The organism is Enterobacter sp. ku-bf2 (assembly GCF_001742765.1).
In the GTDB taxonomy this organism is placed as follows: Bacteria; Pseudomonadota; Gammaproteobacteria; order Enterobacterales; family Enterobacteriaceae; genus Enterobacter; species Enterobacter quasiroggenkampii.
On record NZ_MDVW01000012.1, the window covers coordinates 422,184 to 441,550 of the forward strand.

Genomic DNA, 19,367 nt, shown 5'->3' on the forward strand with positions numbered 1-19,367 from the left:
TAACGAAGTTTATTAACTACTCGGAAGTGTATAGATTATCTATGATGATTCAGAAGTTAATCTGCTGGCAAATTAATGCACAACAAATGAAAAGACAGGGATGATTTGAGTACATGATTGCGGGAAGACTCTGGAAGTTTATGAACTAAATGTCCACCAAACATGATTTAACATAGGATAGATTGCGTGCACTCATAATACACCAACAAAAAAGGCCGCATCCCGCAGCCTTTCCTCACACCCTCACCCTTTCGGGAACACCCAAACATGCTTCTCCGGCAGCGAAAGATGGCAGTGCTGTGGATCCCGCACCTCATGCCCATACGCACGGATCACAAAATCATCTCCCACCGTGCGGAACAGGTATTCCCAGCGGTCGCCGAGATACATGCTGGTGAGCAGCGGTAGCTCAAGCTGATTTTCCCCTGGCCCCTCGACCACCGCCACGCGCTCGACGCGGATCACCGCCGTGGCGTCAGCGCCACTCTGCACGCCTTCACCGGCCTGGCCCCACAGCACCCAGCCTTTGCCTTCGATACGCGCTCTGCCGTCGCGCACTTCGGTGACCTTGCCGTGCAGGCGGTTGTTGCTGCCCATAAACTCGGCGGTAAACAGCGTTTTCGGCGAGCCGTACATCTCCTGCGGCGTACCCTGTTGCTCAATTTTGCCGTTGTTGAGCAGCAGGATACGGTCGGAAATGGACATCGCTTCGTTCTGGTCGTGGGTCACCATCAGTGCAGATAACCCGAGCTTGATAATCAGCTCGCGCAGGAACACGCGGGCCTCTTCGCGCAGCTTGGCGTCGAGGTTGGAAAGCGGCTCGTCCAGCAAAATCACCGGCGGGTTGTACACCAGCGCGCGGCCAATCGCCACGCGCTGCTGCTGCCCACCGGAGAGCTGGTGCGGGTGACGTTTGCCAAGATGGCCCAGGCCAAGCTGGTCCAGCACGTCCTGCACGCGCTGCTGGATCTCTTTGGCCGGCACTTTGCGCAGCTTGAGCGGATAGGCCACGTTCTCAAACACGGTTTTGTGCGGCCACAGGGCATAGGACTGGAATACCAGCCCCAGGTTACGCTCTTCCGCCGGGACCTCACTGCGCGGCGTGCCGTCGTATACTTTATTGTTGCCAATCACAATCGAGCCCTGGGTCGGTTTTTCCAGACCCGCGACGGCGCGGAGCAGGGTGGTTTTGCCGCTGCCGGAGGGGCCTAACAGGGAGACCACTTCGCCGCGCTTCAGGTTCATGGAGACACCTTTTAAAACAGGATTGTCGCCGTAGGTTAAGTGCAGATCGTCAACCGCTAATTCAATCATGTATTTTCACTCCGAAACGAAGGGCAATGCCCAGACCTACCACGACAAGCAGGATGTTAATGAAAGAGAGCGCCGCCACGATATCAATGGCACCCGCGGCCCAGAGGGAAACCAGCATCGAGCCGATGGTCTCCGTGCCGGGCGAAAGCAGATACACACCCGTTGAGTATTCGCGTTCAAAGATCAGGAACATCAGCAGCCACGAACCGATCAGACCGTAGCGGGAGAGCGGAATGGTGACGTGGCGGGTGATCTGCCCGCGCGTCGCCCCGGTGCTGCGCGCGGCTTCTTCAAGCTCCGGCCCTACCTGCAGCAGCGTGGAAGAGATAAGCCTCAGCCCGTAAGCCATCCACACCACGGTATAGGCCAGCCAGACGCTGAAAATGGTGCTGCGCAGCGAGCGCAGCCAGACGATGACGTTCTCACGCATCCAGTCGGTCCAGGCAAACCCGGAAAGCCAGCCTGATTTCAGCGAGTTATCCAGCCACATCGGCAGGAACAGGAACACCCACAGGAAGGCCAGACCCGCCAGCAGGCCAGGCACGGCGCGCGGCACCAGCACGCTGTAGTCCAGGAAACGCGTGGTATTGTCCGGCTTACGGTGCATGGCAATGCCGACAAACAGGTAGCACACCACGGCCAGCGCGCCGCCAATGACGCCAATCGCCATGGAGTTGACGATGGCGCGCAGCAGGTTGGGCTGCGCCCAGATGGTGCGGAAGGTGTTCAGAGAAAGCTCGTCCCACAGCGAAACGCCCACGCCCCAGTTGGAGATAAACGCGCGCAGCACCACGCCGAGCAGCGGAACGCCGATGGTAACGGTGAGCCAGAAGGCAATCACCGCGCCAGCCACCCAGCGCCATTTACCCAGCGGTAGCGCGCGGGCCTGCGAGGCCTTGCCCTTCATGGTGACGAAGCGGTTGGCAGTACGCATCAGGCGACGCTGGAGCATCACCAGCGGGATGGTGATACAGATCAGCACCACGGCAACCGCCGCCATCAGGTTATAGGATGGGGTACCCATCTTGTTCGTCAGCTTATAAAGATAGGTCGCCAGCACCATGTTGCCTTCCGGGTCGCCGAGGACCAGCATCAGGCCGAACACCTCCAGCCCGAGGAAGAACAGCAGCACGGTGGCATACAGAATGGACGGGCGTACCATCGGCAGGCTGACGGAGGTCATCACCTGCCAGGGCGACGCGCCCGCGGTGCGCGCGGCTTCTTCCACGTCGGAGCCCACGCTGCGCAGCGCTGACGAGATATACAGATAGGCGTGCGGGACGTGCGTCAGGCCGGCAATGACCACAATGCTCGACATGTCGTAGATGTTCCACGGCACAAAGCCAATCAGCGCCTCCGCCCACTGGGAGAGAAAGCCCACCGGACCGGCGGCCACCACGTAGCCGAAGCCCAGCACCATCGGTGAAACGAAAATCGGGACCAGGATCAGCGGCTCAATCAGCCGGCGACCGGGCAGGTCGGTACGCACCATCAGAAACGCCAGCACGCCGCCCAGCGGGATAGAGATAAAGACCAGCCCGAAAGCCAGAATAAAGCCGCTTTTCAGGGCCTTATAAAAATCGGGGTCGGTGAAAATAAAATCAAATGATTCAAAGCTCCACTCTTTTGACGGCGAAAAGAACGGCGCGGACAGGAAGCTCTGGATCACGATAAACGACAGCGGCGTGTAGATAACCAGGGCGGTTATCAGCACGACGATGCCTCGCGGCAGGCTTTGCCACTTTCTGCGTAATGTATTCATGGGGTATCCCTGGTATTGCAGCCCAGAAAAACGAACTCAGTCGATAAGGGAGCGCGGCGGCCAGCGCCGCGCTCATACGCTTATTTACCGGCGGCGGTACGCCACTCTTTGATGTACTCGAGGCGTTTTTTCGGCTGCAGGTATTCCAGCAGCGTTTCATCAACCGGGATCGGCTTCAGCGCGTTGCCGAGGATTTTGGTCAGGCCGTCGATATCGTTCTTGCCTTCGATATCGTTACGAATGGAGGGGATGTCCGCCTGATTGGCCAGAATGTTTTGCCCTTGTTCAGAGAGCACGTAGTCCAGCCACAGCTTCGCGGCATTGCTGTTTTGCGATTGCTGGCTGATGAACGACACGCGCGACAGCACCAGGGTGTAATCCTTCGGATAGGAGATGCCGAGTGACGGATCGTTCTTCGCACGCGCTTCCGCATAAGAACCGAGGATGTTGAAGCCGATCAGGTTTTCACCGGAGGAGACGCGCTCCATCATGGTGCCGGTAGACGACTGCACCGACAGGCCACCTTTGGCGACGTCGGCCAGAGTCTTAAAGTAGTTCGGATCGGCGTTGTGATCCTGCACCGAAAGCATAAAGCCCAGACCCGATTTTTCGATATCGTAGGTGGTGACTTTGTTCTTGAATTTGTCCGTCTGGCTGGCGATAAGCTTCGCCAGCGCGGCGTGAGAATCCGGCACGTCACCAGCCGGGATCAGACGCTTGTTGTAGATGAAGACCACCGGCTCATAGGTGGTGCCGTAGGCCTTATCTTTCCAGACCGCCCATTTCGGCAGCTGGCTTTGCTCCGGAGATTTGTACTCCATGGCGTAGTCGGTGGCGAGCTTCAGGCCGGTGTCCATCGAGGAGCTCCAGACCACGTCGCCGCTCACGCCGCCGGAAGCCTGTTCGCTGATGAAACGGTTGTACAGCTCGGTGCTGTTCATGTCGTTGTATTCGACTTTAATGCCCGGGTAGGTTTTTTCGAAGCCCTGGATCAGCGGGCCGGCAGCTTTGATGTCGGTGGTGGAATAGATGACAACCTTGCCCTCTTTCGTGGCGGCATCAACCACTTTTTGATACTCAGCAGGATAACCCTGCGGCAGGGCAGACAGTGCAGAAGCAGAGAACAGTACGGTAGCGGTAAGCAGAGAAATTCGGAACGTGTTCGACATTATAGTTAACCTTTTAGTTACATTTGAGGAACTAATTGTCAACATAGCGTAAAGCGAGCCTCCGACAATAGGGAGGCAAGGGCAATGATTCCGAAGTGTGATTGTCGCCGTCGTTTCAGCAATTAACACCATAAAATCCGCGACCGTTAGCCAACGAACGGTTGCGGATCACGGTTTATCGGGAGCTTTGCGGTATAACCGGCGAGGATGACCAATATTGCCGTACAGCATTTCAACGCTGATTAACCCGCTCTCCACGCAGTATTCAAGATAGCGGCGCCCCGTGGTTTTGCTGATCCCCACGTTTTCCACCACCTCCTCAACCGACATCGCACTGTCGGGATGCTCGGTGAACAGGCGTTTAATCCGCTCCAGCGTCTGGGGCTCAATGCCCTTTGTGGACGGCGTAACGGAGGCTTCCGCGGCAGGCAGATGAAACAGGCGATCCAGCGCATGCTGGTCGACCACCTTCACCTGCTGCACGGTGTGGATGAAGCGCATAAACCGCTCCAGCGAAGCGTGCAGTCGCTGGAAAAAGACGGGCTTGATGAGGTAGTCAAACGCGCCGCTGCGCATGGCGTGGCTGCAGGTCTGCATATCGCTGGCGGCGGTGATGAAGATCACCGAACACTCATAGCTTTTCAGCAGCGGGTTATCGATGAGCTCCACGCCTTTACCGTCCGGAAGATAGTTGTCCAGCAGGATTAGCCGCGGCTGGTGCTGACGAATCAGGCGACATGCCTGCTCAATCGACGCGGCGATACCCACCACGCGTAAATGAAAATTCTGCTCGATATACTCGCGATGCAGCTCCGCCAGGTGCGGCTCATCTTCAACGATCACAACATCAAGTGCTCGGGTCATTCTTTAGCCCATTCGGAATAAACACAGAAAAAATAGTCCCTTGTGGCGTGTTGTCGGCAATCTCAATGCTGCCGCCAGCCTTATCGATATATCCTGCCACCAGATACAGGCCAATACCGTGCTCGGTGCCCACAATGTCGTTTTCACGTTCCGGTTTGCTGCTGAATCCCTGGCGGAAAATATGCGGCTTCATCGCATCCTCCACCCCACAGCCCCGGTCGGCCACCTCAATCAGCAGCTCCTGGTTACGGTCAGATATGTAAAGTTCCACCGGCGCGGGGACCGGTGCCTTAAGGGTCGCGTCCACCGCGTTATCCAGCAGGTTACCAATAATGGACATCAGCTCCGTTTCGTTGAGCGTGGCGGGCATTCGGGTGAGCTGGCAGGCGGGATCAAACAGCAATTCGATGCCTTTTTCGCGCGCGCTGACGTATTTTCCAAGCAGCAGACCACACAGCGCGGGAGAGGAAAAACGGGCGGAGACAAAGTCCAGCACCCGCTGCGCGCCTTCGGACTGCACCTGGATGTAACGAATCGCCTCGTCATAGTGTTTCATCTGCAGCAAGCCCACCAGCGTGGCGGTCCAGTTCAACTGCTCGTGGCGCATAATGCGCAGGTTATCGGCATAGCGCTTGATCTGACTGAGCTGGCTGCTGAGGGTGTTGATGTCATTTTTGTCGCGAAAGCTGTAGACCCAGCCGCTTTCAACGCCGGGTTCGACCTCAATCGCCACCCGGTTGACGATCACCTCGCGCTGGTTCAGCACGGCAATCTGGTCGTGGCGGCCAGCGCTCACCGAGGCGTAGCGCTGGGATAAAAAGCCCGGCGACGTCTGCAGAACGTCTTCCAGCGGTTTGCCGATCAGCGCTTTCTCACTTTGCCGAATATCCAGCATTTCTCGTGCGGCGCGGTTAATTAAAATCAGCTGCTTCTCTTCATTGACGGCAAATACCCCCTCATACATGGCTTCTAATAGCGCGCGCTGCTGCAAAACCAGCTGAGCGATATCTTTCGGCTCCAGTCGGAACATCTGTTTTTTGAGATTGCGGGTAAACAGCCAGGAGAACATAAACAGCAGCAGCAGAAGAGCCGCGCCGTACAGCCCGGACTGCCAGAGAATGCGGGCATTAATATTGGCAATATAGGAGGTCAGATAGCCGACCGAGACAATACCAATCACCTGGTGCTGCGCGTTAAAGATCGGCGCTTTGCTGCGCAGTGAAACCCCAATCCCGCCCTGGCGCACGGAAATAATGGTTTTGCCCTTTAATACCTCCGCATTATCTCCGCCGATCATCGGTAAATTAATCCGCTCCGGGGATTCCGAATGATAGAGGTGCTGTTCCTCGGTATCGCCAATCACAATGTAGCTGGCATCGCTTTCGGCGCGCAGCGGCTGGATTAACCGAGCGATGCCGGGGATATCTCTGGCCGCAACCATTGCCGCCAGACCCGGCATCAGCGCGATCTGGCTGGCCTGAACCCGGGCACGCTGACCGAGATCGTGATGGAGCTGCCGGTCAATAAAATGAAACAGGATCGTTCCCAGCAGAACTAACAGCAGGCAAGAGAAGCACACCAGCGCTAAAAACAGCTTTACCTGAAAAGAGAGTCTGCGTTTCATTCAACCTGCGGATGTTATGTAAAAGTGGCATTTGCCGAGCCTGACATGGGCAAATAGCGGACGCAATCTGGCAAGAAAAGAGTTGTGACCTGGCTTTTCGTTTTCGGCGTTATAGCCATCAGGATCCCGTCAGGCTATTCTTCATTCAGCACGATAATAATTACAGAGGCAATGTCATGGATAAAGAGCTACTGGATGCGGGTTACCGGGCCTATACCGGCGAGAAAATTGACGTTTACTTCAACACCGGGATCTGCAAACACTCCGGTAACTGCGTGCGTGGCAGCGCAAAGCTGTTTAATCTGAAACGTAAACCGTGGATTATTCCCGATGAAGTGGACGTTGAAACGGTTGTCCGCGTGATTGATACCTGCCCGAGCGGTGCGCTGAAGTATCGCCAAAAATAAGCGAGGAACCATGGATATTCTGGAAGGCCATAACAAGTTTTACGTGAATGATGCGAACGGCAACCAGGTCGCGGAGATTGTCTTCGTGCCGACCGGCGAGCACCTGAGCATTATCGAGCACACCGATGTGGATGAGAGCCTGAAAGGGCAGGGCGTCGGTAAACAGCTGGTGGCGAAAGTGGTGGAGAAGATGCGCGGTGAGAACCGCAAAATTATTCCGCTGTGCCCGTTCGCGAAACATGAGTTTGATAAAACGCGGGAATATGACGATATTCGGGCGTAAATAACACCGGCGATGGCCGGTGTTTTTTTATCTTACCTGCTCAAGCAGCAATACCATCGCGATCAGCACCATTAACCCTCCAGATGCCATGCTCACCCGACGCGCCGCCTGTGGCCGGGTCGCCAGCACCGCTTTTGAACCATACCCCACCAGCAGATAGACCAGCGTACAGGTGATAAGGTGCATCATCCCAAGCGTGGACATTTGCATTGCTAACGACCAGCTCCCGGTCGGGTCTGTAAACTGCGGGAGCAGGGCCAGGAACAGCAAAAACACTTTCGGGTTTAGGCCGCTAATACAGAGCCCTTTCACCGCCCACTGTCGCCAGTTTCCCGCGTGGTGGCTCGCTTTTTCCGGGGCGGCAGGGTGACGAAACAGTCCGATGCCGAGCCACAGGAGATACGCGGCCCCCGCGAGGGTCAGCCCGGTTAACGCCAGCGGATGTTGAGCAATCACGACCCCCACGCCAGCCACGACAATGAGCGTGGCTAACAGATGCCCTGACATCAGCCCCAGCACCGCCGGTACCACGCGTCGCCCGTTAATCCCGGCGCTAATGGCGTAGGCCCAGTCGGCGCCTGGCGTCATGATGAGCAGAAACGAAACCACCCAAAAGCCGGCCACAATACTCATTTCCATCGTTCTGAAAACTCCCGCAGTGCGTTAAACGTTGCGAAAAAGAATATCGTTAACCCTGCGAAATAGGCTTTCAATGTTATGCTCATAACACGGTGAAATTGAGAAAATCTTCCAAATGGACAGCATCGATCGAAAAATTCTTGCGGCGCTCCAGTCTGATGGACGCCTGTCGCTTACCGAGCTGGCTGAGCGGGTCAATCTGAGCCTCTCGCCCTGCCATCGTCGCGTGCGGGCGCTGGAGCAAAGCGGGGCCATAACGGGATACCGTGCCAGCCTCGACCCCGCCAAAATGGGATTTAACTTCCTGGCAATCGTCTTTGCGACGCTGAAAGAAGGGGACCGAAAGGCGGTTAGCGCGTTTGAAGAGGCGGTGGAGGAGATCCCGCAGATCGTGCTGGCGCAGCGTCTCTTTGGCGATCCCGATTATCTGATGCACGTTGTGACCCGCGACCTCTCCGCTTTCCAGAAGCTCTATGACGAGAAGCTTTCCGCCATGCCTGGCGTGCAGCATCTTCGCTCAACGCTTGTCATGAAAACGGTGGTGCAGGACAGACCTTTTCCGCTGGACGTTACGGGACGAGACTGAATGACATGCCCGGCAGAACGCCGGGCATCAAAGAGGGGTTAGCCGACGAACATTACCGACACGCACAGCACCCCGACGATCAGCGTCAGCAGGTTGCCAATGGAGCGGTACGGTTTCAGGGAGGGGATCAGATACGTCGACAGCGTCGGCATGATAAACAGGATCATGGCGATAAGCGGGCCGCTGATGGCGTAAATCATCGAAATGGCGTTCGGGTTAATGCAGCAGACAGCAAAGGTGATTAACGACACCCCCATAATGGAAATCGCGCGGTTAAAGGCGCGGCTCTTTTTCACGCCCACCTGATTCAGCGACGACTTCACGATCTCCGTCGCCCCTTCAATCACCCCAAAATAGGTGCCGAGGAACGATTTCGACATCGCAATTATCGCCACGACAATCCCGGAAATTCCCAGCCACGCCGGTGAAGAAGGCATCATCGACAGCGCGGACAGGATCGTCACCCCTTCCTCTTTAGCGGCCACAATGTACGACGGCGGAATAGAGAGCAGGCAGCTGAAGACAAAGAACAGCACGCTCAGGCAGATAATCAGGTACGCCACCTTCATGATTTTCTTGCATTTATCCATGGCGCCGTCGCCAAATTTCTCGCGACGGTCAACGGCAAACGTGGAGATAATCGGGGTATGGCTGAACGCAAATACCATCACCGGAATCGAAATCCAGACCTGGTGCAGCGTGTGGCGATCGACGGCCATCTGGCTGGTCAGCAGCGAGGGCTGCCAGCTGCCGATCAGATAGAGCGAGACAAACAGGAAATAGGCAATCAGCGGAAACACCAGGAAGCCCATCACTTTTATCGTGATATGCCGTCCCATCAGGAAGATCAGATTCAGGACCAGCACCACGCCCAGGCTGACCAGCACGCGAACGGCGGTATCCACCGTCAGGTGTTTTCCCAGTTGCTCGGTTAACGAGTTGGTGATGGCCACCGCATAAATCTGCACCACCACAAAGAAGGCGATGAAATAGAGTGTGGTGATCAGGTTGCCGATCTTCCGGCCGTAATAGTGCGAAACGGCGCCGGTGATCCCTTCGTTGCCTTTCGTTTTTGACGAGAGGATAAATTGCGCCAGCGCTTTGTGCGGCCAGTAGGTTAAGGGGTAGGCCACGAGGGCAGTAATAAACAGGACGATTGCGCCTGCGGAGCCCAGCTGAATGGGCAGGAAGAGCGTTCCTGCGCCCACGGCCGTGCCGTAGAGAGCGAAACTCCAGAGAGTCTCATCTTTTGACCAAATTTTCGACATTAGAGCAACGTATCAACTATCAAACCATCAGAATGGAGTGCAATTTACCATAGTTATGCACGGAGAGCGCAGTTGCTTCGAAGGCGTTTGGCCGGAACGGACGTCCGGCCAGAAGGCGTTTAGCCTGCCAGGGCGCGTCGTTGCTGGCGGCGCTTAAGAAATTTCTCGCGAAGGCAATCGTACGCCCAGTTATAGAACATGGTGTACGGCAGGAAGAACAGGAAGAAACCTATTTCCAGTGTGAATGCCTGCAGCAGGGTGACGCCCAGTACGGCGGCGACAATCGACACGCCAATCACAATAAACCCGCATTCGAACCCCAGCGCATGCAACGCACGCACTTTTGCCGTACGTTTGACGCGCTGAACGGGCCAGAAACGGTCGAAGCCGAAGTTATAAATAATGTTCCACAGCATGGCGGTGGTCGCCAGAATAATGGTCAACCCACCCATTTCCACCACGGAACGCTGCATGAGCCACGCCGCCGTAGGGGCGAGGATCGCCGTCGCAATTCCTTCAAAACAGACTGCATGAAAGATCCGCTCCGGCAGTTTACGTTGGAGTGCATCCTGATGTTGCATAGCGATAGACCTCGTTAATTCGCCGGTATGGGCGTTGATGTGGCCTATTTTCATCGCTAAAGCTGATATATTAAAGATAGTATCCATCGCTAAAGTAGATAGGTTATGCGCTATTCACCCGAAGCCCTTACCGCGTTTGTCGAGACCGTTGCGGCAGGCTCTTTCTCTGCGGCTGCACGCCGGCTGCGTAAAAGCCAGTCGACGGTCAGCACGTCCATTGCCCATCTTGAAGCCGACCTGGGCTTCGAGCTGTTTGACCGCTCGGCACGCCAGCCGGTGTTAACGGCTCAGGGGGAACAGGTGCTGGGCTATGTGCAGGCTATTCTCGCCGCCAGCACGCGGCTGGATGAGCTGGCGGTGTCGCTATCGGCGCAAACGGAGGCGCGTCTGACGTTTGTCCTTTCCGATACCCTCAACCCGGACGTGCTGGAAGAGATGATGAAACAGTTTGACGCGCGCTTTCCCCATACGGAATTCGAATGTCTGATTGGCGAGGAGGAGGACGTGATCGATCTCCTGCAAAAGGAGCGCGCGCAGATTGGCCTCACCGAGGCGCGAGACGGTTATCCTACGGATATCGGCGCCATCCGGCTGCCGATGCAGACCCGCATGGCGATCTATGTCGCGACCACGCATCCGCTCGCCGGACAACATGACGTTCAGCGTGACGAGCTGCACGGCTGGCGAGAGCTGCGGCTGAGCACCTATCTTGAGCGCGAGGCGGAGATCGCGCGCGGGCCCGTCTGGTCAGCCCCGAATTACCTGTTACTCTTGAGTATGGCGGTACAGGGATTTGGCTGGTGCGTCTTGCCGTGCGCGCTGGTGGATGAGTTTGCCGCCGCGAAATCCCTGGTACAGCTCAATGTTCCCGGTTGGCCGCGGGCGATCGGCATCGATCTGCTGTGGAATAAACGATCCCCTCCCGGCGTTGCCGGAAGCTGGCTGCGGCAGTATCTGCAGGATGCACGCTGATCCTTGTGATTAAACTCACTATTTTTAAACAATTAAGATAATTGCCAGTAACAATCCTCTACTATCGTCATGTCATTTAACACAGAGGTCGTGATGAAAGATGTCGTAATAGTGGGTGCGTTGCGTACAGCTATCGGCTGTTTTCAGGGAGCGCTTGCGCGTCACTCGGCGGTAGACCTGGGGAGCGTGGTGGTGAAAGCGCTGGTGGAACGTAGCGGGATCGCAGCACATGAAGTTGACGAGGTGATTCTGGGACAGGTCCTCACGGCCGGTGCCGGGCAAAACCCTGCGCGTCAGGCGGCGCTGAAGGGCGGGCTGCCCAATACCGTCTCCGCTATCACCATCAACGACGTCTGTGGTTCAGGGTTAAAAGCGCTGCATCTCGCGACGCAGGCCATTCAGTGTGGTGAGGCGGACGTGATCATTGCGGGCGGGCAGGAGAATATGAGCCGCGCGCCGCACGTGTTGACCGACAGCCGCACTGGCGCACAGCTGGGCAACAGTCAGCTGCTCGACAGCCTGGTGCATGACGGCCTGTGGGATGCCTTCAATGACTATCATATGGGTGTGACGGCGGAAAATCTGGCGCGCGAGTACGGTATCAGCCGTGAGGTGCAGGACGCCTATGCGCTGAGCTCGCAGCAAAAAGCGCGTGCGGCGATTGATTCCGGTCGTTTTCGCGACGAAATTGTCCCGGTCAGCGCGCTGCGTCAGAACGGCGAGGTGATGGTTGTGGATACCGATGAACAGCCGCGCACCGACGCCAGCGCTGAAGGGCTGGCCAGGCTGAATCCTGCTTTTGAAATGCAGGGCTCGGTGACGGCGGGAAACGCCTCTTCCATTAACGACGGCGCAGCCGCCGTCATGATGATGAGCGAAAGCAAAGCCCTCGAACTCGATCTTCCCGTGCTGGCCCGCATTAAGGCATTCGCCAGCGTGGGGGTTGATCCTGCGCTAATGGGGATCGCGCCGGTCTACGCCACCCGTCGCTGTCTGGAGCGTGCGGGGTGGCAGCTTTCTGATGTGGATCTGATTGAAGTGAACGAAGCCTATGCCGCACAGGCGATCTCCGTCGGAAAAATGCTGGAGTGGGATCCGCTTCGGGTTAACGTGAACGGTGGGGCGATCGCGCTGGGGCACCCGATCGGGGCGTCCGGCTGCCGGATCCTGGTTTCGCTGGTCCACGAAATGAAAAAGCGCAATGCCCGCAAAGGGATTGCCACGCTCTGTATCGGCGGCGGGCAAGGGGTGGCGCTGGCCATCGAACGCTAACCTTTCCTCATTGAAAAGACCTCCTCCGGGAGGTTTTTTTGTGCCCTTTTTCTCCCGTCGGTTTAATTGTGATCCGAACATCATTTCCGTTATAAACAAAAATAAAAAATGAAACGTTGTTTTAAATGTAATTGAAAAGCTCACTTTATGCCGATAGTATGTGCTTATTATGAAAAACGGAACGCTGTTTCGTTTTACTTCCCGCCTTCGGGCATGACCACATCTGGAGGTTACCGTGGACGTCAGAGAAAGCATCCACAGCGCGCACGCCAAAACGCTGGATACTCAGGGGCTGCGCAAGGCATTTTTAGTCGAGCAGATATTCGAGGCCGACAGGTACACCATGGTTTACAGCCATATCGACCGCATTATTGTGGGCGGCATTATGCCCGTCACGAAAACCGTCTCCGTGGGCGGCGAGGTCGGTAAACAGCTGGGCGTGAATTATTTCCTCGAGCGTCGCGAGCTGGGGGTGATTAACATTGGCGGGCCGGGCACCATCACCGTAGACGGACAGTGCTATGAGATTGGCCATCGCGAGGCACTGTACGTAGGTAAAGGGGCGAAAGACGTGGTCTTTGCCAGCATCGACGCCAGCAAGCCTGCGAAGTTTTACTACAACTGCGCGCCGGCTCACACCACCTGTCCAACCAAAAAAGTGACCACGGCAGACGTCGCGCCCGTGACGCTGGGCGACAACCTCACCAGCAACCGCCGCACCATCAATAAATACTTCGTGCCGGACGTGCTGGAGACCTGTCAGCTCAGCATGGGGTTGACCGAGCTTGCGCCAGGGAACCTGTGGAACACCATGCCGTGCCATACCCACGAGCGCCGCATGGAAGTCTACTTCTACTTCAACATGGATGAGGACGCCTGTGTGTTCCACATGATGGGACAGCCGCAGGAAACGCGCCATATCGTGATGCACAACGAGCAGGCGGTGATTTCACCGAGCTGGTCTATTCACTCCGGCGTTGGGACAAAAGCCTACACCTTTATCTGGGGAATGGTGGGCGAAAACCAGGTCTTTGATGATATGGACCATGTTGCGGTCAGCGATCTGCGCTAGTCGCGGGCAGTGAAGCATAAACCTGCCTGTGAGTGACAGGCTCTGAAAGAGTAAGGAATAAACATGATTCTGGATGCATTCTCTCTGCAGGGGAAAGTGGCGGTGGTTTCCGGATGTGATACCGGGCTGGGTCAGGGGATGGCGTTAGGCCTGGCGGAAGCGGGCTGCGATATCGTCGGGATTAATATCGTTGAACCGACGGAAACCATCGAACGCGTGACGGCGCTGGGTCGTCGTTTCCTGAGCCTGACCGCCGACCTGCGTAAAATTGATGCCATTCCTGAACTGCTGGATCGCGCGGTGGCGGAATTCGGCCATATCGACATTTTGGTCAACAACGCCGGACTGATTCGCCGTGAAGATGCGATCAACTTCAGCGAACGCGACTGGGATGACGTGATGGATTTGAACATCAAGAGCGTATTTTTCATGTCCCAGGCGGCGGCAAAGCACTTTATCGCGCAGGGGAACGGCGGCAAGATCGTGAATATTGCCTCCATGCTCTCGTTCCAGGGCGGTATCCGCGTGCCGTCTTACACCGCGTCCAAAAGCGCCGTGATGGGTGTGACCCGCCTGCTGGCAAACGAGTGGGCGAAGCATAATATTAATGTGAATGCCATTGCGCCGGGTTACATGGCGACCAACAACACCCAGCAGCTGCGCGCAGACGAGCAGCGTAGCGCGGAAATCCTCGACCGTATTCCTGCGGGGCGCTGGGGTCTTCCGCGCGATCTGATGGGGCCGGTGGTCTTTCTGGCCTCGTCGGCATCGGACTATATCAACGGCTACACCGTGGCGGTTGATGGCGGCTGGCTGGCACGTTAATTCCACCTGCATGACGAACCTCTGCCCTCGGGTGGAGGTTTTTTTTGGCTAAAAATTGCCATTATCCATATGACATAAGATGAAAAATCCATACTGAAAATTCATAAATGACGCGTATCACAGTTTTATCGCTTAAATATTAGGTAATTAATAAAAAACGGTGCGATTTCAGCATTAGTTGAAATTGTAATGTCCATCACAGATCGTGATGCCATAGCGAAATAATCCATATCTTCACGAATTCCCGCCTGACACTTTTCTTCACTATCTCGTAATTTCATTTAACGAATTTTGCTGTTGAGGCAGGAAAAATATGACATCTATAAATGACTCTACCCTAATGCCCGCTGCGCTGCGCGATACCCGGCGCATGAATCAGTTTGTCTCCATTGCCGCTGCCGTGGCGGGCCTGTTATTTGGACTGGATATTGGCGTCATTGCCGGTGCATTACCGTTTATTACCGATCACTTTACCCTGAGCAGCCGCCTGCAGGAGTGGGTGGTGAGCAGCATGATGCTGGGCGCGGCCATCGGCGCGCTGTTCAACGGCTGGCTCTCGTTTCGTCTGGGGCGCAAATACAGCCTGATGGCCGGGGCGATTCTGTTTGTCGCCGGCTCCATTGGCTCCGCGTTTGCCGCAAACGTTGAGGTTCTGCTGCTTTCCCGCGTGCTGCTGGGCGTGGCGGTGGGGATTGCCTCCTATACGGCACCGCTTTATCTCTCCGAAATGGCGAGTGAGAACGTGCGCGGGAAGATGATCAGCATGTACCAGCTGATGGTCACGCTGGGTATTGTGCTGGCGTTCCTGTCTGACACGTACTTCAGCTACAGCGGCAACTGGCGCGCAATGCTCGGCGTGCTGGCGCTGCCAGCGGTGGTGTTGATTGTCTTAGTGATTTTCCTGCCGAACAGCCCGCGCTGGCTGGCGCAAAAAGGGCGCCACGTGGAGGCAGAAGAGGTGCTGCGCATGCTGCGCGATACCTCCGAAAAAGCCCGCGAAGAACTGAACGAGATCCGCGAAAGCCTGAAGCTCAAGCAGGGGGGCTGGGCGCTGTTTAAAATCAACCGCAACGTGCGCCGGGCGGTCTTCCTCGGCATGCTGCTGCAGGCGATGCAGCAGTTCACCGGCATGAACATCATCATGTACTACGCGCCGCGCATATTCAAAATGGCCGGGTTCACCACCACGGAACAGCAGATGATCGCCACCCTGGTGGTCGGGCTGACCTTCATGTTCGCCACCTTTATTGCCGTATTCACCGTGGACAAGGCGGGCCGCAAACCGGCGCTGAAAATTGGCTTCAGCGTGATGGCGCTCGGCACGCTGATCCTCGGTTACTGCCTGATGCAGTTTGATAACGGCACGGCCTCCAGTGGACTTTCCTGGCTTTCTGTCGGGATGACCATGATGTGTATCGCAGGCTACGCGATGAGCGCCGCGCCCGTAGTGTGGATCCTGTGCTCCGAAATCCAGCCGCTTAAATGCCGTGACTTTGGCATCACCTGCTCCACGACCACGAACTGGGTGTCGAACATGATCATCGGCGCGACGTTCCTGACGCTGCTGGACGCGATTGGCGCAGCGGGAACGTTCTGGCTCTATACGGTGCTGAACGTGGCGTTTATTGGCATCACGTTCTGGCTGATCCCGGAGACTAAAGGCGTGACGCTGGAACACATCGAGCGCAAGCTGATGGCCGGGGAGAAGCTGCGAAACATCGGCGTGTGATCGTATTGCCTGTCTACGTATTCCAGCGTATGCAGGCGATAACCGATATTGGTTTAACAAGGCGCTGAACAGAGCGCCTTTTTTTATTGGCATCGGTTATGTTAAAAGAAGAAATCAACGGAAAGGAGGGATGATGAAAACGATCGGCCTGTTAGGTGGAATGAGCTGGGAATCGACAATCCCTTATTATCGCCTGATTAACGAAGGGGTGAAGCAGCGTCTGGGTGGTCTGCACTCCGCAAGCCTGCTCCTGCACAGCGTGGATTTCCATGAAATCGAAGCCTGCCAGTCGAGCGGCGAGTGGGATAAAGCCGGGGAGATCCTGGCCCAGGCGGCGCTCGGGCTTGAGCGGGCCGGCGCCGAGGGGATAGTGCTGTGTACCAATACCATGCACAAGGTGGCGTCGCATATTGAGAACCGCTGCTCGCTGCCGTTCCTGCATATCGCTGACGCGACCGGGCGTGCAATTGCGGCATCCGGGATGCGCCGCGTAGCGCTGCTGGGCACACGCTACACTATGGAGCAGGATTTCTACCGCGGGCGCTTACACAGCGAGTTTGGGATCGAAAGTCTGATCCCGGAAGAAGAAGACCGGGCGCGCATCAATCAGATTATCTTTGACGAGCTCTGCCTTGGAACCTTCAGTGAAACCTCCCGCGCCTTCTACGTCAGCGTCATCGAGAAACTCGCGCAGAAGGGGGCCGAAGGGGTGATCTTTGGCTGCACGGAGATCGGTTTACTGGTACCCGTTGAGCGAAGCCCTCTCCCGGTATTTGATACCACCGCTATCCATGCTGCGGATGCCGTGGCGTTTATGTTGTCCTGAGCGTCCGGTTCTGGTTACGTGTTGGCGGCGTCATAAGCGGATTGTGCCGCCACAATAGCATCAATATTATTTTCCACCCAGTGCGCCAGCACCGTCACCGTTTCAGTTAACGTCTGGCCAAGCGGTGTCAGGCTGTACTCGACTGTGACAGGTACCGTGGCGAATATCTTTCGCGACACCAGCCCATCTCGTTCCAGCTTGCGTAAAGACTGGGTCAGCACCTTTTTGGTGATTCGCTGAATATCGCGTTGAAGATGATTAAAGCGCATCGGTCCATTCTCAAGGCGCGCAAGGATTAACAGTGCCCACTTATCGGCGATACGCGTCAGCACGCCGCGTGTCGGGCAGCGCTCATCGAACACGTTGTAAGGAGGCATCTCCTTTTTCAATACTGCTGTAGGGGTCATGGTGGTTCCCTCGAGGTAACCAGGTGAGATAAAAGTGCCTTCTTACGCCCGTGAATATTTGCGTGTATAAAACGACGTAAGGTTTCTATTTGATACCAGGGAACCGAAAATGGCAACGGGCTCGCAGAGCAATTTTAAAATCGTCTTAATCGTTTGACTCACAAGGCAATATTGCATCAGGAGATAAATCATGAGCGTTGTAGTTATCTATTATTCTGGCTACGGTCATACTAAACGCGTTGCAGAAACAGTCGCCGAGGGCGCGCAGGCTGAGCTGATCGCCATTGACAGCAATGGCGATATTCAGGAAAGCGACTGGCAAAAACTCAACGATGCTAAAGCGATTATTTTTGGCGCGCCAACCTACATGGGAAGCGTACCGTGGCAGTTTAAGAAATTCGCTGATGCGACCTCTAAAGCCTGGTTCGTGCGTAGCTGGCAGGACAAAGTGTTCGCGGGCTTCAGCAACAGCGCCAGCCTGAACGGTGATAAGCAGGTGTCGTTACAATACCTGCAAACGCTGGCCTCTCAACACGGTGGGATTTGGGTGAGCCTGGGGCTACCGCCGTCAAATACGCTTGCCGCTACCCGTCAGGACATTAATAATCTGGGCGGTTCTGTTGGTTTACTGGTGCAGTCTCCTTCAGATGCTGATGCTGGCGCCATTGCCAGCGGCGATCTGCAAACCGCGGTGAAATTCGGCGAGCGTGTAGCGGCTATTGCGAAACGTTTTAACTGAGTGTTCAGGCGCCCGCTGTTTAGTGGGGCGTCTGATTCAACATCTTATTCAGCCGGTCGGTCAACATACTTAGCCCTCCTTGCAGATGCTCACTGAACGCCTCCACCAGCGCCGACGCCGGGCGATGCAATGGGCGGATTAGGCTCACGGTAAAAGGAACCGAGACGCTAAACCGACGCACAACAATTCCACTTTCCGCATAGTCCAGCGCCGTAAGCGGATTCACCACCGCGACGCCGACGCCTGCGCGCACCATCGCACAAATCGAGGCCGCGCTGTGCGTTTCTACCACCATTCGCCGTTTTACCTGATGCTCGGCAAACAGGGTATCCAGCAGCTGTCGATAACTGTCGGTCTGCGACAGGCTAATATAGTTTTCCCCATGGAAATCTTCCGGCGTGAGTACCGCCTTACCGGCAAGCCGATGTCCGGCGGGCAGAACGCACACTTCATCTAATGAGAGCAACTCCGTGCGCGCCGTGCCCGCTGGGGAGGAGAGGGTCTCGGTTATCCCTAAATCATGACGCTGAGCCGAAAGCCACTCTTCAAGCAGGGGAGACTCCTGCGGCACGATGGTGAGGCTGACCTCCGGATAGCGGGCCAGAAAGGGCTGGAGCAGCATCGGCAAAAAGGATTGCGAGAAGACGGGCAGGCAGACAATCGACAGCTCGCCCTGGCGAAACTCGCGCAGGCTTTCCGCGGCACTCACTATTCTGTCCAGTCCGTACCAGGAGCGCTGGACTTCCTCAAACAGACGTAGCCCCTGTACCGTCGGGTGAAGCCTGCCCCGGGTGCGTTCGAACAGCTTCAGCCCCAGCACTTTCTCGAAGCGGGCCAGCTCGCGGCTTACCGTCGGCTGCGAGGTATGCAGCATCTGTGCGGCTTCGGTGAGATTGCCGGTGGTCATCACGGCGTGGAAAATCTCGATATGGCGTAAATTGACGGCGGGCATAGGGCACCTGAAAGCAGAGAACTGTCCATATCATTTTTGCATAGACTCGCAATAAAACGATATTTTTTATTCTCTT

The 19,367-nt window shown here is 56.1% G+C and carries 20 protein-coding genes; 10 read left to right on the forward strand and 10 right to left on the reverse strand.

The window, feature by feature from the left end; genetic code table 11:
- Nucleotides 1–243: 243 nt before the first annotated feature.
- The 5 genes from BFG58_RS14365 to BFG58_RS14385 all read right to left on the reverse strand — a co-directional run bounded on the left by BFG58_RS14365 (nucleotide 244) and on the right by BFG58_RS14385 (nucleotide 6,733).
- Entirely contained in the window at nucleotides 244–1,314 is a 1,071-nt protein-coding gene (locus BFG58_RS14365) for an ABC transporter ATP-binding protein (RefSeq protein ID WP_021242036.1), read from the reverse strand.
- Nucleotides 1,307–3,076, reverse strand: coding sequence for an iron ABC transporter permease (locus tag BFG58_RS14370; protein ID WP_023294491.1), 1,770 nt, complete (start codon nucleotides 3,074–3,076; stop codon nucleotides 1,307–1,309). The genes BFG58_RS14365 and BFG58_RS14370 overlap by 8 nt, the downstream gene beginning before the upstream one ends.
- Nucleotides 3,077–3,156: 80 nt before the next feature.
- The gene (locus BFG58_RS14375; RefSeq protein WP_048224731.1) at nucleotides 3,157–4,245 is read right to left on the reverse strand and encodes an ABC transporter substrate-binding protein; all 1,089 of its coding nucleotides are present in this window, start codon (nucleotides 4,243–4,245) and stop codon (nucleotides 3,157–3,159) included.
- Between the two features lie 168 nt (nucleotides 4,246–4,413).
- Nucleotides 4,414–5,109, reverse strand: coding sequence for a response regulator (locus BFG58_RS14380; RefSeq protein ID WP_063622394.1), 696 nt, complete (start codon nucleotides 5,107–5,109; stop codon nucleotides 4,414–4,416).
- Nucleotides 5,093–6,733 carry a sensor histidine kinase gene (locus BFG58_RS14385; RefSeq protein WP_069719999.1) on the reverse strand — a complete coding sequence of 547 codons (1,641 nt, stop codon included), beginning with the start codon at nucleotides 6,731–6,733 and terminating at the stop codon, nucleotides 5,093–5,095. Before BFG58_RS14385 ends, BFG58_RS14380 begins: the two co-directional genes overlap by 17 nt.
- 176 nt (nucleotides 6,734–6,909) lie before the next feature.
- Between BFG58_RS14385 and yjdI the strand changes: the two genes are divergently transcribed.
- Together yjdI and BFG58_RS14395 are read left to right on the forward strand one after the other, a co-directional pair.
- On the forward strand, nucleotides 6,910–7,140 hold the full coding sequence (gene yjdI, locus BFG58_RS14390) for a 4Fe-4S mono-cluster protein YjdI (protein ID WP_008499689.1): 231 nt from the start codon (nucleotides 6,910–6,912) through the stop codon (nucleotides 7,138–7,140).
- Nucleotides 7,141–7,150: 10 nt separating this feature from the next.
- Nucleotides 7,151–7,423 (forward strand): GNAT family N-acetyltransferase, encoded by a 273-nt coding sequence (locus tag BFG58_RS14395; RefSeq protein WP_008499687.1) that lies wholly within the window; start codon nucleotides 7,151–7,153, stop codon nucleotides 7,421–7,423.
- A 27-nt stretch (nucleotides 7,424–7,450) separates the two neighbouring features.
- Here BFG58_RS14395 and BFG58_RS14400 read toward each other — a convergent pair whose 3' ends face one another.
- Nucleotides 7,451–8,062, reverse strand: coding sequence for a LysE family translocator (locus BFG58_RS14400; protein WP_069720000.1), 612 nt, complete (start codon nucleotides 8,060–8,062; stop codon nucleotides 7,451–7,453).
- Nucleotides 8,063–8,177: 115 nt separating this feature from the next.
- On the opposite strand from BFG58_RS14400, the gene BFG58_RS14405 reads away from it, so the two are divergent.
- Nucleotides 8,178–8,648 carry an Lrp/AsnC family transcriptional regulator gene (locus BFG58_RS14405; protein WP_008499685.1) on the forward strand — a complete coding sequence of 157 codons (471 nt, stop codon included), beginning with the start codon at nucleotides 8,178–8,180 and terminating at the stop codon, nucleotides 8,646–8,648.
- Nucleotides 8,649–8,686: 38 nt separating this feature from the next.
- Here the strand turns inward: BFG58_RS14405 and BFG58_RS14410 are convergent, their stop codons facing one another.
- Complete coding sequence (locus BFG58_RS14410; RefSeq protein ID WP_045909904.1) at nucleotides 8,687–9,916, reverse strand: amino acid permease; 1,230 nt, start codon at nucleotides 9,914–9,916, stop codon at nucleotides 8,687–8,689.
- A gap of 119 nt (nucleotides 9,917–10,035) precedes the next feature.
- Nucleotides 10,036–10,497, reverse strand: coding sequence for a multidrug/biocide efflux PACE transporter (locus BFG58_RS14415; protein WP_023333288.1), 462 nt, complete (start codon nucleotides 10,495–10,497; stop codon nucleotides 10,036–10,038).
- Nucleotides 10,498–10,602: 105 nt separating this feature from the next.
- Here BFG58_RS14415 and BFG58_RS14420 point away from each other — a divergent pair, with 105 nt between their 5' ends.
- From BFG58_RS14420 to BFG58_RS14445, 6 genes are all read left to right on the forward strand, one after another.
- Nucleotides 10,603–11,469 (forward strand): LysR family transcriptional regulator, encoded by an 867-nt coding sequence (locus BFG58_RS14420; RefSeq protein ID WP_045909903.1) that lies wholly within the window; start codon nucleotides 10,603–10,605, stop codon nucleotides 11,467–11,469.
- Nucleotides 11,470–11,562: 93 nt separating this feature from the next.
- Nucleotides 11,563–12,741 carry an acetyl-CoA C-acetyltransferase gene (locus BFG58_RS14425; protein WP_045415627.1) on the forward strand — a complete coding sequence of 393 codons (1,179 nt, stop codon included), beginning with the start codon at nucleotides 11,563–11,565 and terminating at the stop codon, nucleotides 12,739–12,741.
- A gap of 235 nt (nucleotides 12,742–12,976) precedes the next feature.
- Entirely contained in the window at nucleotides 12,977–13,813 is an 837-nt protein-coding gene (gene kduI / locus BFG58_RS14430; RefSeq protein ID WP_045909902.1) for a 5-dehydro-4-deoxy-D-glucuronate isomerase, read from the forward strand.
- Between the two features lie 63 nt (nucleotides 13,814–13,876).
- Entirely contained in the window at nucleotides 13,877–14,638 is a 762-nt protein-coding gene (gene kduD, locus BFG58_RS14435; RefSeq protein WP_048224726.1) for a 2-dehydro-3-deoxy-D-gluconate 5-dehydrogenase KduD, read from the forward strand.
- A 313-nt stretch (nucleotides 14,639–14,951) separates the two neighbouring features.
- The gene (locus BFG58_RS14440) at nucleotides 14,952–16,367 is read left to right on the forward strand and encodes a sugar porter family MFS transporter (protein WP_045909900.1); all 1,416 of its coding nucleotides are present in this window, start codon (nucleotides 14,952–14,954) and stop codon (nucleotides 16,365–16,367) included.
- A gap of 133 nt (nucleotides 16,368–16,500) precedes the next feature.
- Entirely contained in the window at nucleotides 16,501–17,193 is a 693-nt protein-coding gene (locus BFG58_RS14445) for an aspartate/glutamate racemase (protein WP_048224724.1), read from the forward strand.
- A gap of 14 nt (nucleotides 17,194–17,207) precedes the next feature.
- On the opposite strand, the gene BFG58_RS14450 is transcribed toward BFG58_RS14445, so the two are convergent.
- Entirely contained in the window at nucleotides 17,208–17,600 is a 393-nt protein-coding gene (locus BFG58_RS14450) for a helix-turn-helix domain-containing protein (protein WP_074180413.1), read from the reverse strand.
- 187 nt (nucleotides 17,601–17,787) lie between these two features.
- On the opposite strand from BFG58_RS14450, the gene BFG58_RS14455 reads away from it, so the two are divergent.
- Nucleotides 17,788–18,339 carry a flavodoxin family protein gene (locus BFG58_RS14455; RefSeq protein WP_173647440.1) on the forward strand — a complete coding sequence of 184 codons (552 nt, stop codon included), beginning with the start codon at nucleotides 17,788–17,790 and terminating at the stop codon, nucleotides 18,337–18,339.
- A 19-nt stretch (nucleotides 18,340–18,358) separates the two neighbouring features.
- Here the strand turns inward: BFG58_RS14455 and BFG58_RS14460 are convergent, their stop codons facing one another.
- On the reverse strand, nucleotides 18,359–19,291 hold the full coding sequence (locus BFG58_RS14460) for a LysR family transcriptional regulator (RefSeq protein WP_069720001.1): 933 nt from the start codon (nucleotides 19,289–19,291) through the stop codon (nucleotides 18,359–18,361).
- Nucleotides 19,292–19,367: the final 76 nt, after the last annotated feature.

Excerpts from the sequence above, each read along its gene's own strand:
- BFG58_RS14365 (WP_021242036.1), bottom strand. The coding sequence starts at position 1,314 with ATGATTGAATTAGCGGTTGACGATCTGCACTTAACCTACGGCGACAAT.
- BFG58_RS14370 (WP_023294491.1), bottom strand. The coding sequence starts at position 3,076 with ATGAATACATTACGCAGAAAGTGGCAAAGCCTGCCGCGAGGCATCGTC.
- BFG58_RS14375 (WP_048224731.1), bottom strand. The coding sequence starts at position 4,245 with ATGTCGAACACGTTCCGAATTTCTCTGCTTACCGCTACCGTACTGTTC.
- BFG58_RS14380 (WP_063622394.1), bottom strand. The coding sequence starts at position 5,109 with ATGACCCGAGCACTTGATGTTGTGATCGTTGAAGATGAGCCGCACCTG.
- BFG58_RS14385 (WP_069719999.1), bottom strand. The coding sequence starts at position 6,733 with ATGAAACGCAGACTCTCTTTTCAGGTAAAGCTGTTTTTAGCGCTGGTG.
- yjdI (WP_008499689.1), top strand. The coding sequence starts at position 6,910 with ATGGATAAAGAGCTACTGGATGCGGGTTACCGGGCCTATACCGGCGAG.
- BFG58_RS14395 (WP_008499687.1), top strand. The coding sequence starts at position 7,151 with ATGGATATTCTGGAAGGCCATAACAAGTTTTACGTGAATGATGCGAAC.
- BFG58_RS14400 (WP_069720000.1), bottom strand. The coding sequence starts at position 8,062 with ATGGAAATGAGTATTGTGGCCGGCTTTTGGGTGGTTTCGTTTCTGCTC.
- BFG58_RS14405 (WP_008499685.1), top strand. The coding sequence starts at position 8,178 with ATGGACAGCATCGATCGAAAAATTCTTGCGGCGCTCCAGTCTGATGGA.
- BFG58_RS14410 (WP_045909904.1), bottom strand. The coding sequence starts at position 9,916 with ATGTCGAAAATTTGGTCAAAAGATGAGACTCTCTGGAGTTTCGCTCTC.
- BFG58_RS14415 (WP_023333288.1), bottom strand. The coding sequence starts at position 10,497 with ATGCAACATCAGGATGCACTCCAACGTAAACTGCCGGAGCGGATCTTT.
- BFG58_RS14420 (WP_045909903.1), top strand. The coding sequence starts at position 10,603 with ATGCGCTATTCACCCGAAGCCCTTACCGCGTTTGTCGAGACCGTTGCG.
- BFG58_RS14425 (WP_045415627.1), top strand. The coding sequence starts at position 11,563 with ATGAAAGATGTCGTAATAGTGGGTGCGTTGCGTACAGCTATCGGCTGT.
- kduD (WP_048224726.1), top strand. The coding sequence starts at position 13,877 with ATGATTCTGGATGCATTCTCTCTGCAGGGGAAAGTGGCGGTGGTTTCC.
- BFG58_RS14440 (WP_045909900.1), top strand. The coding sequence starts at position 14,952 with ATGACATCTATAAATGACTCTACCCTAATGCCCGCTGCGCTGCGCGAT.
- BFG58_RS14445 (WP_048224724.1), top strand. The coding sequence starts at position 16,501 with ATGAAAACGATCGGCCTGTTAGGTGGAATGAGCTGGGAATCGACAATC.
- BFG58_RS14450 (WP_074180413.1), bottom strand. The coding sequence starts at position 17,600 with ATGACCCCTACAGCAGTATTGAAAAAGGAGATGCCTCCTTACAACGTG.
- BFG58_RS14460 (WP_069720001.1), bottom strand. The coding sequence starts at position 19,291 with ATGCCCGCCGTCAATTTACGCCATATCGAGATTTTCCACGCCGTGATG.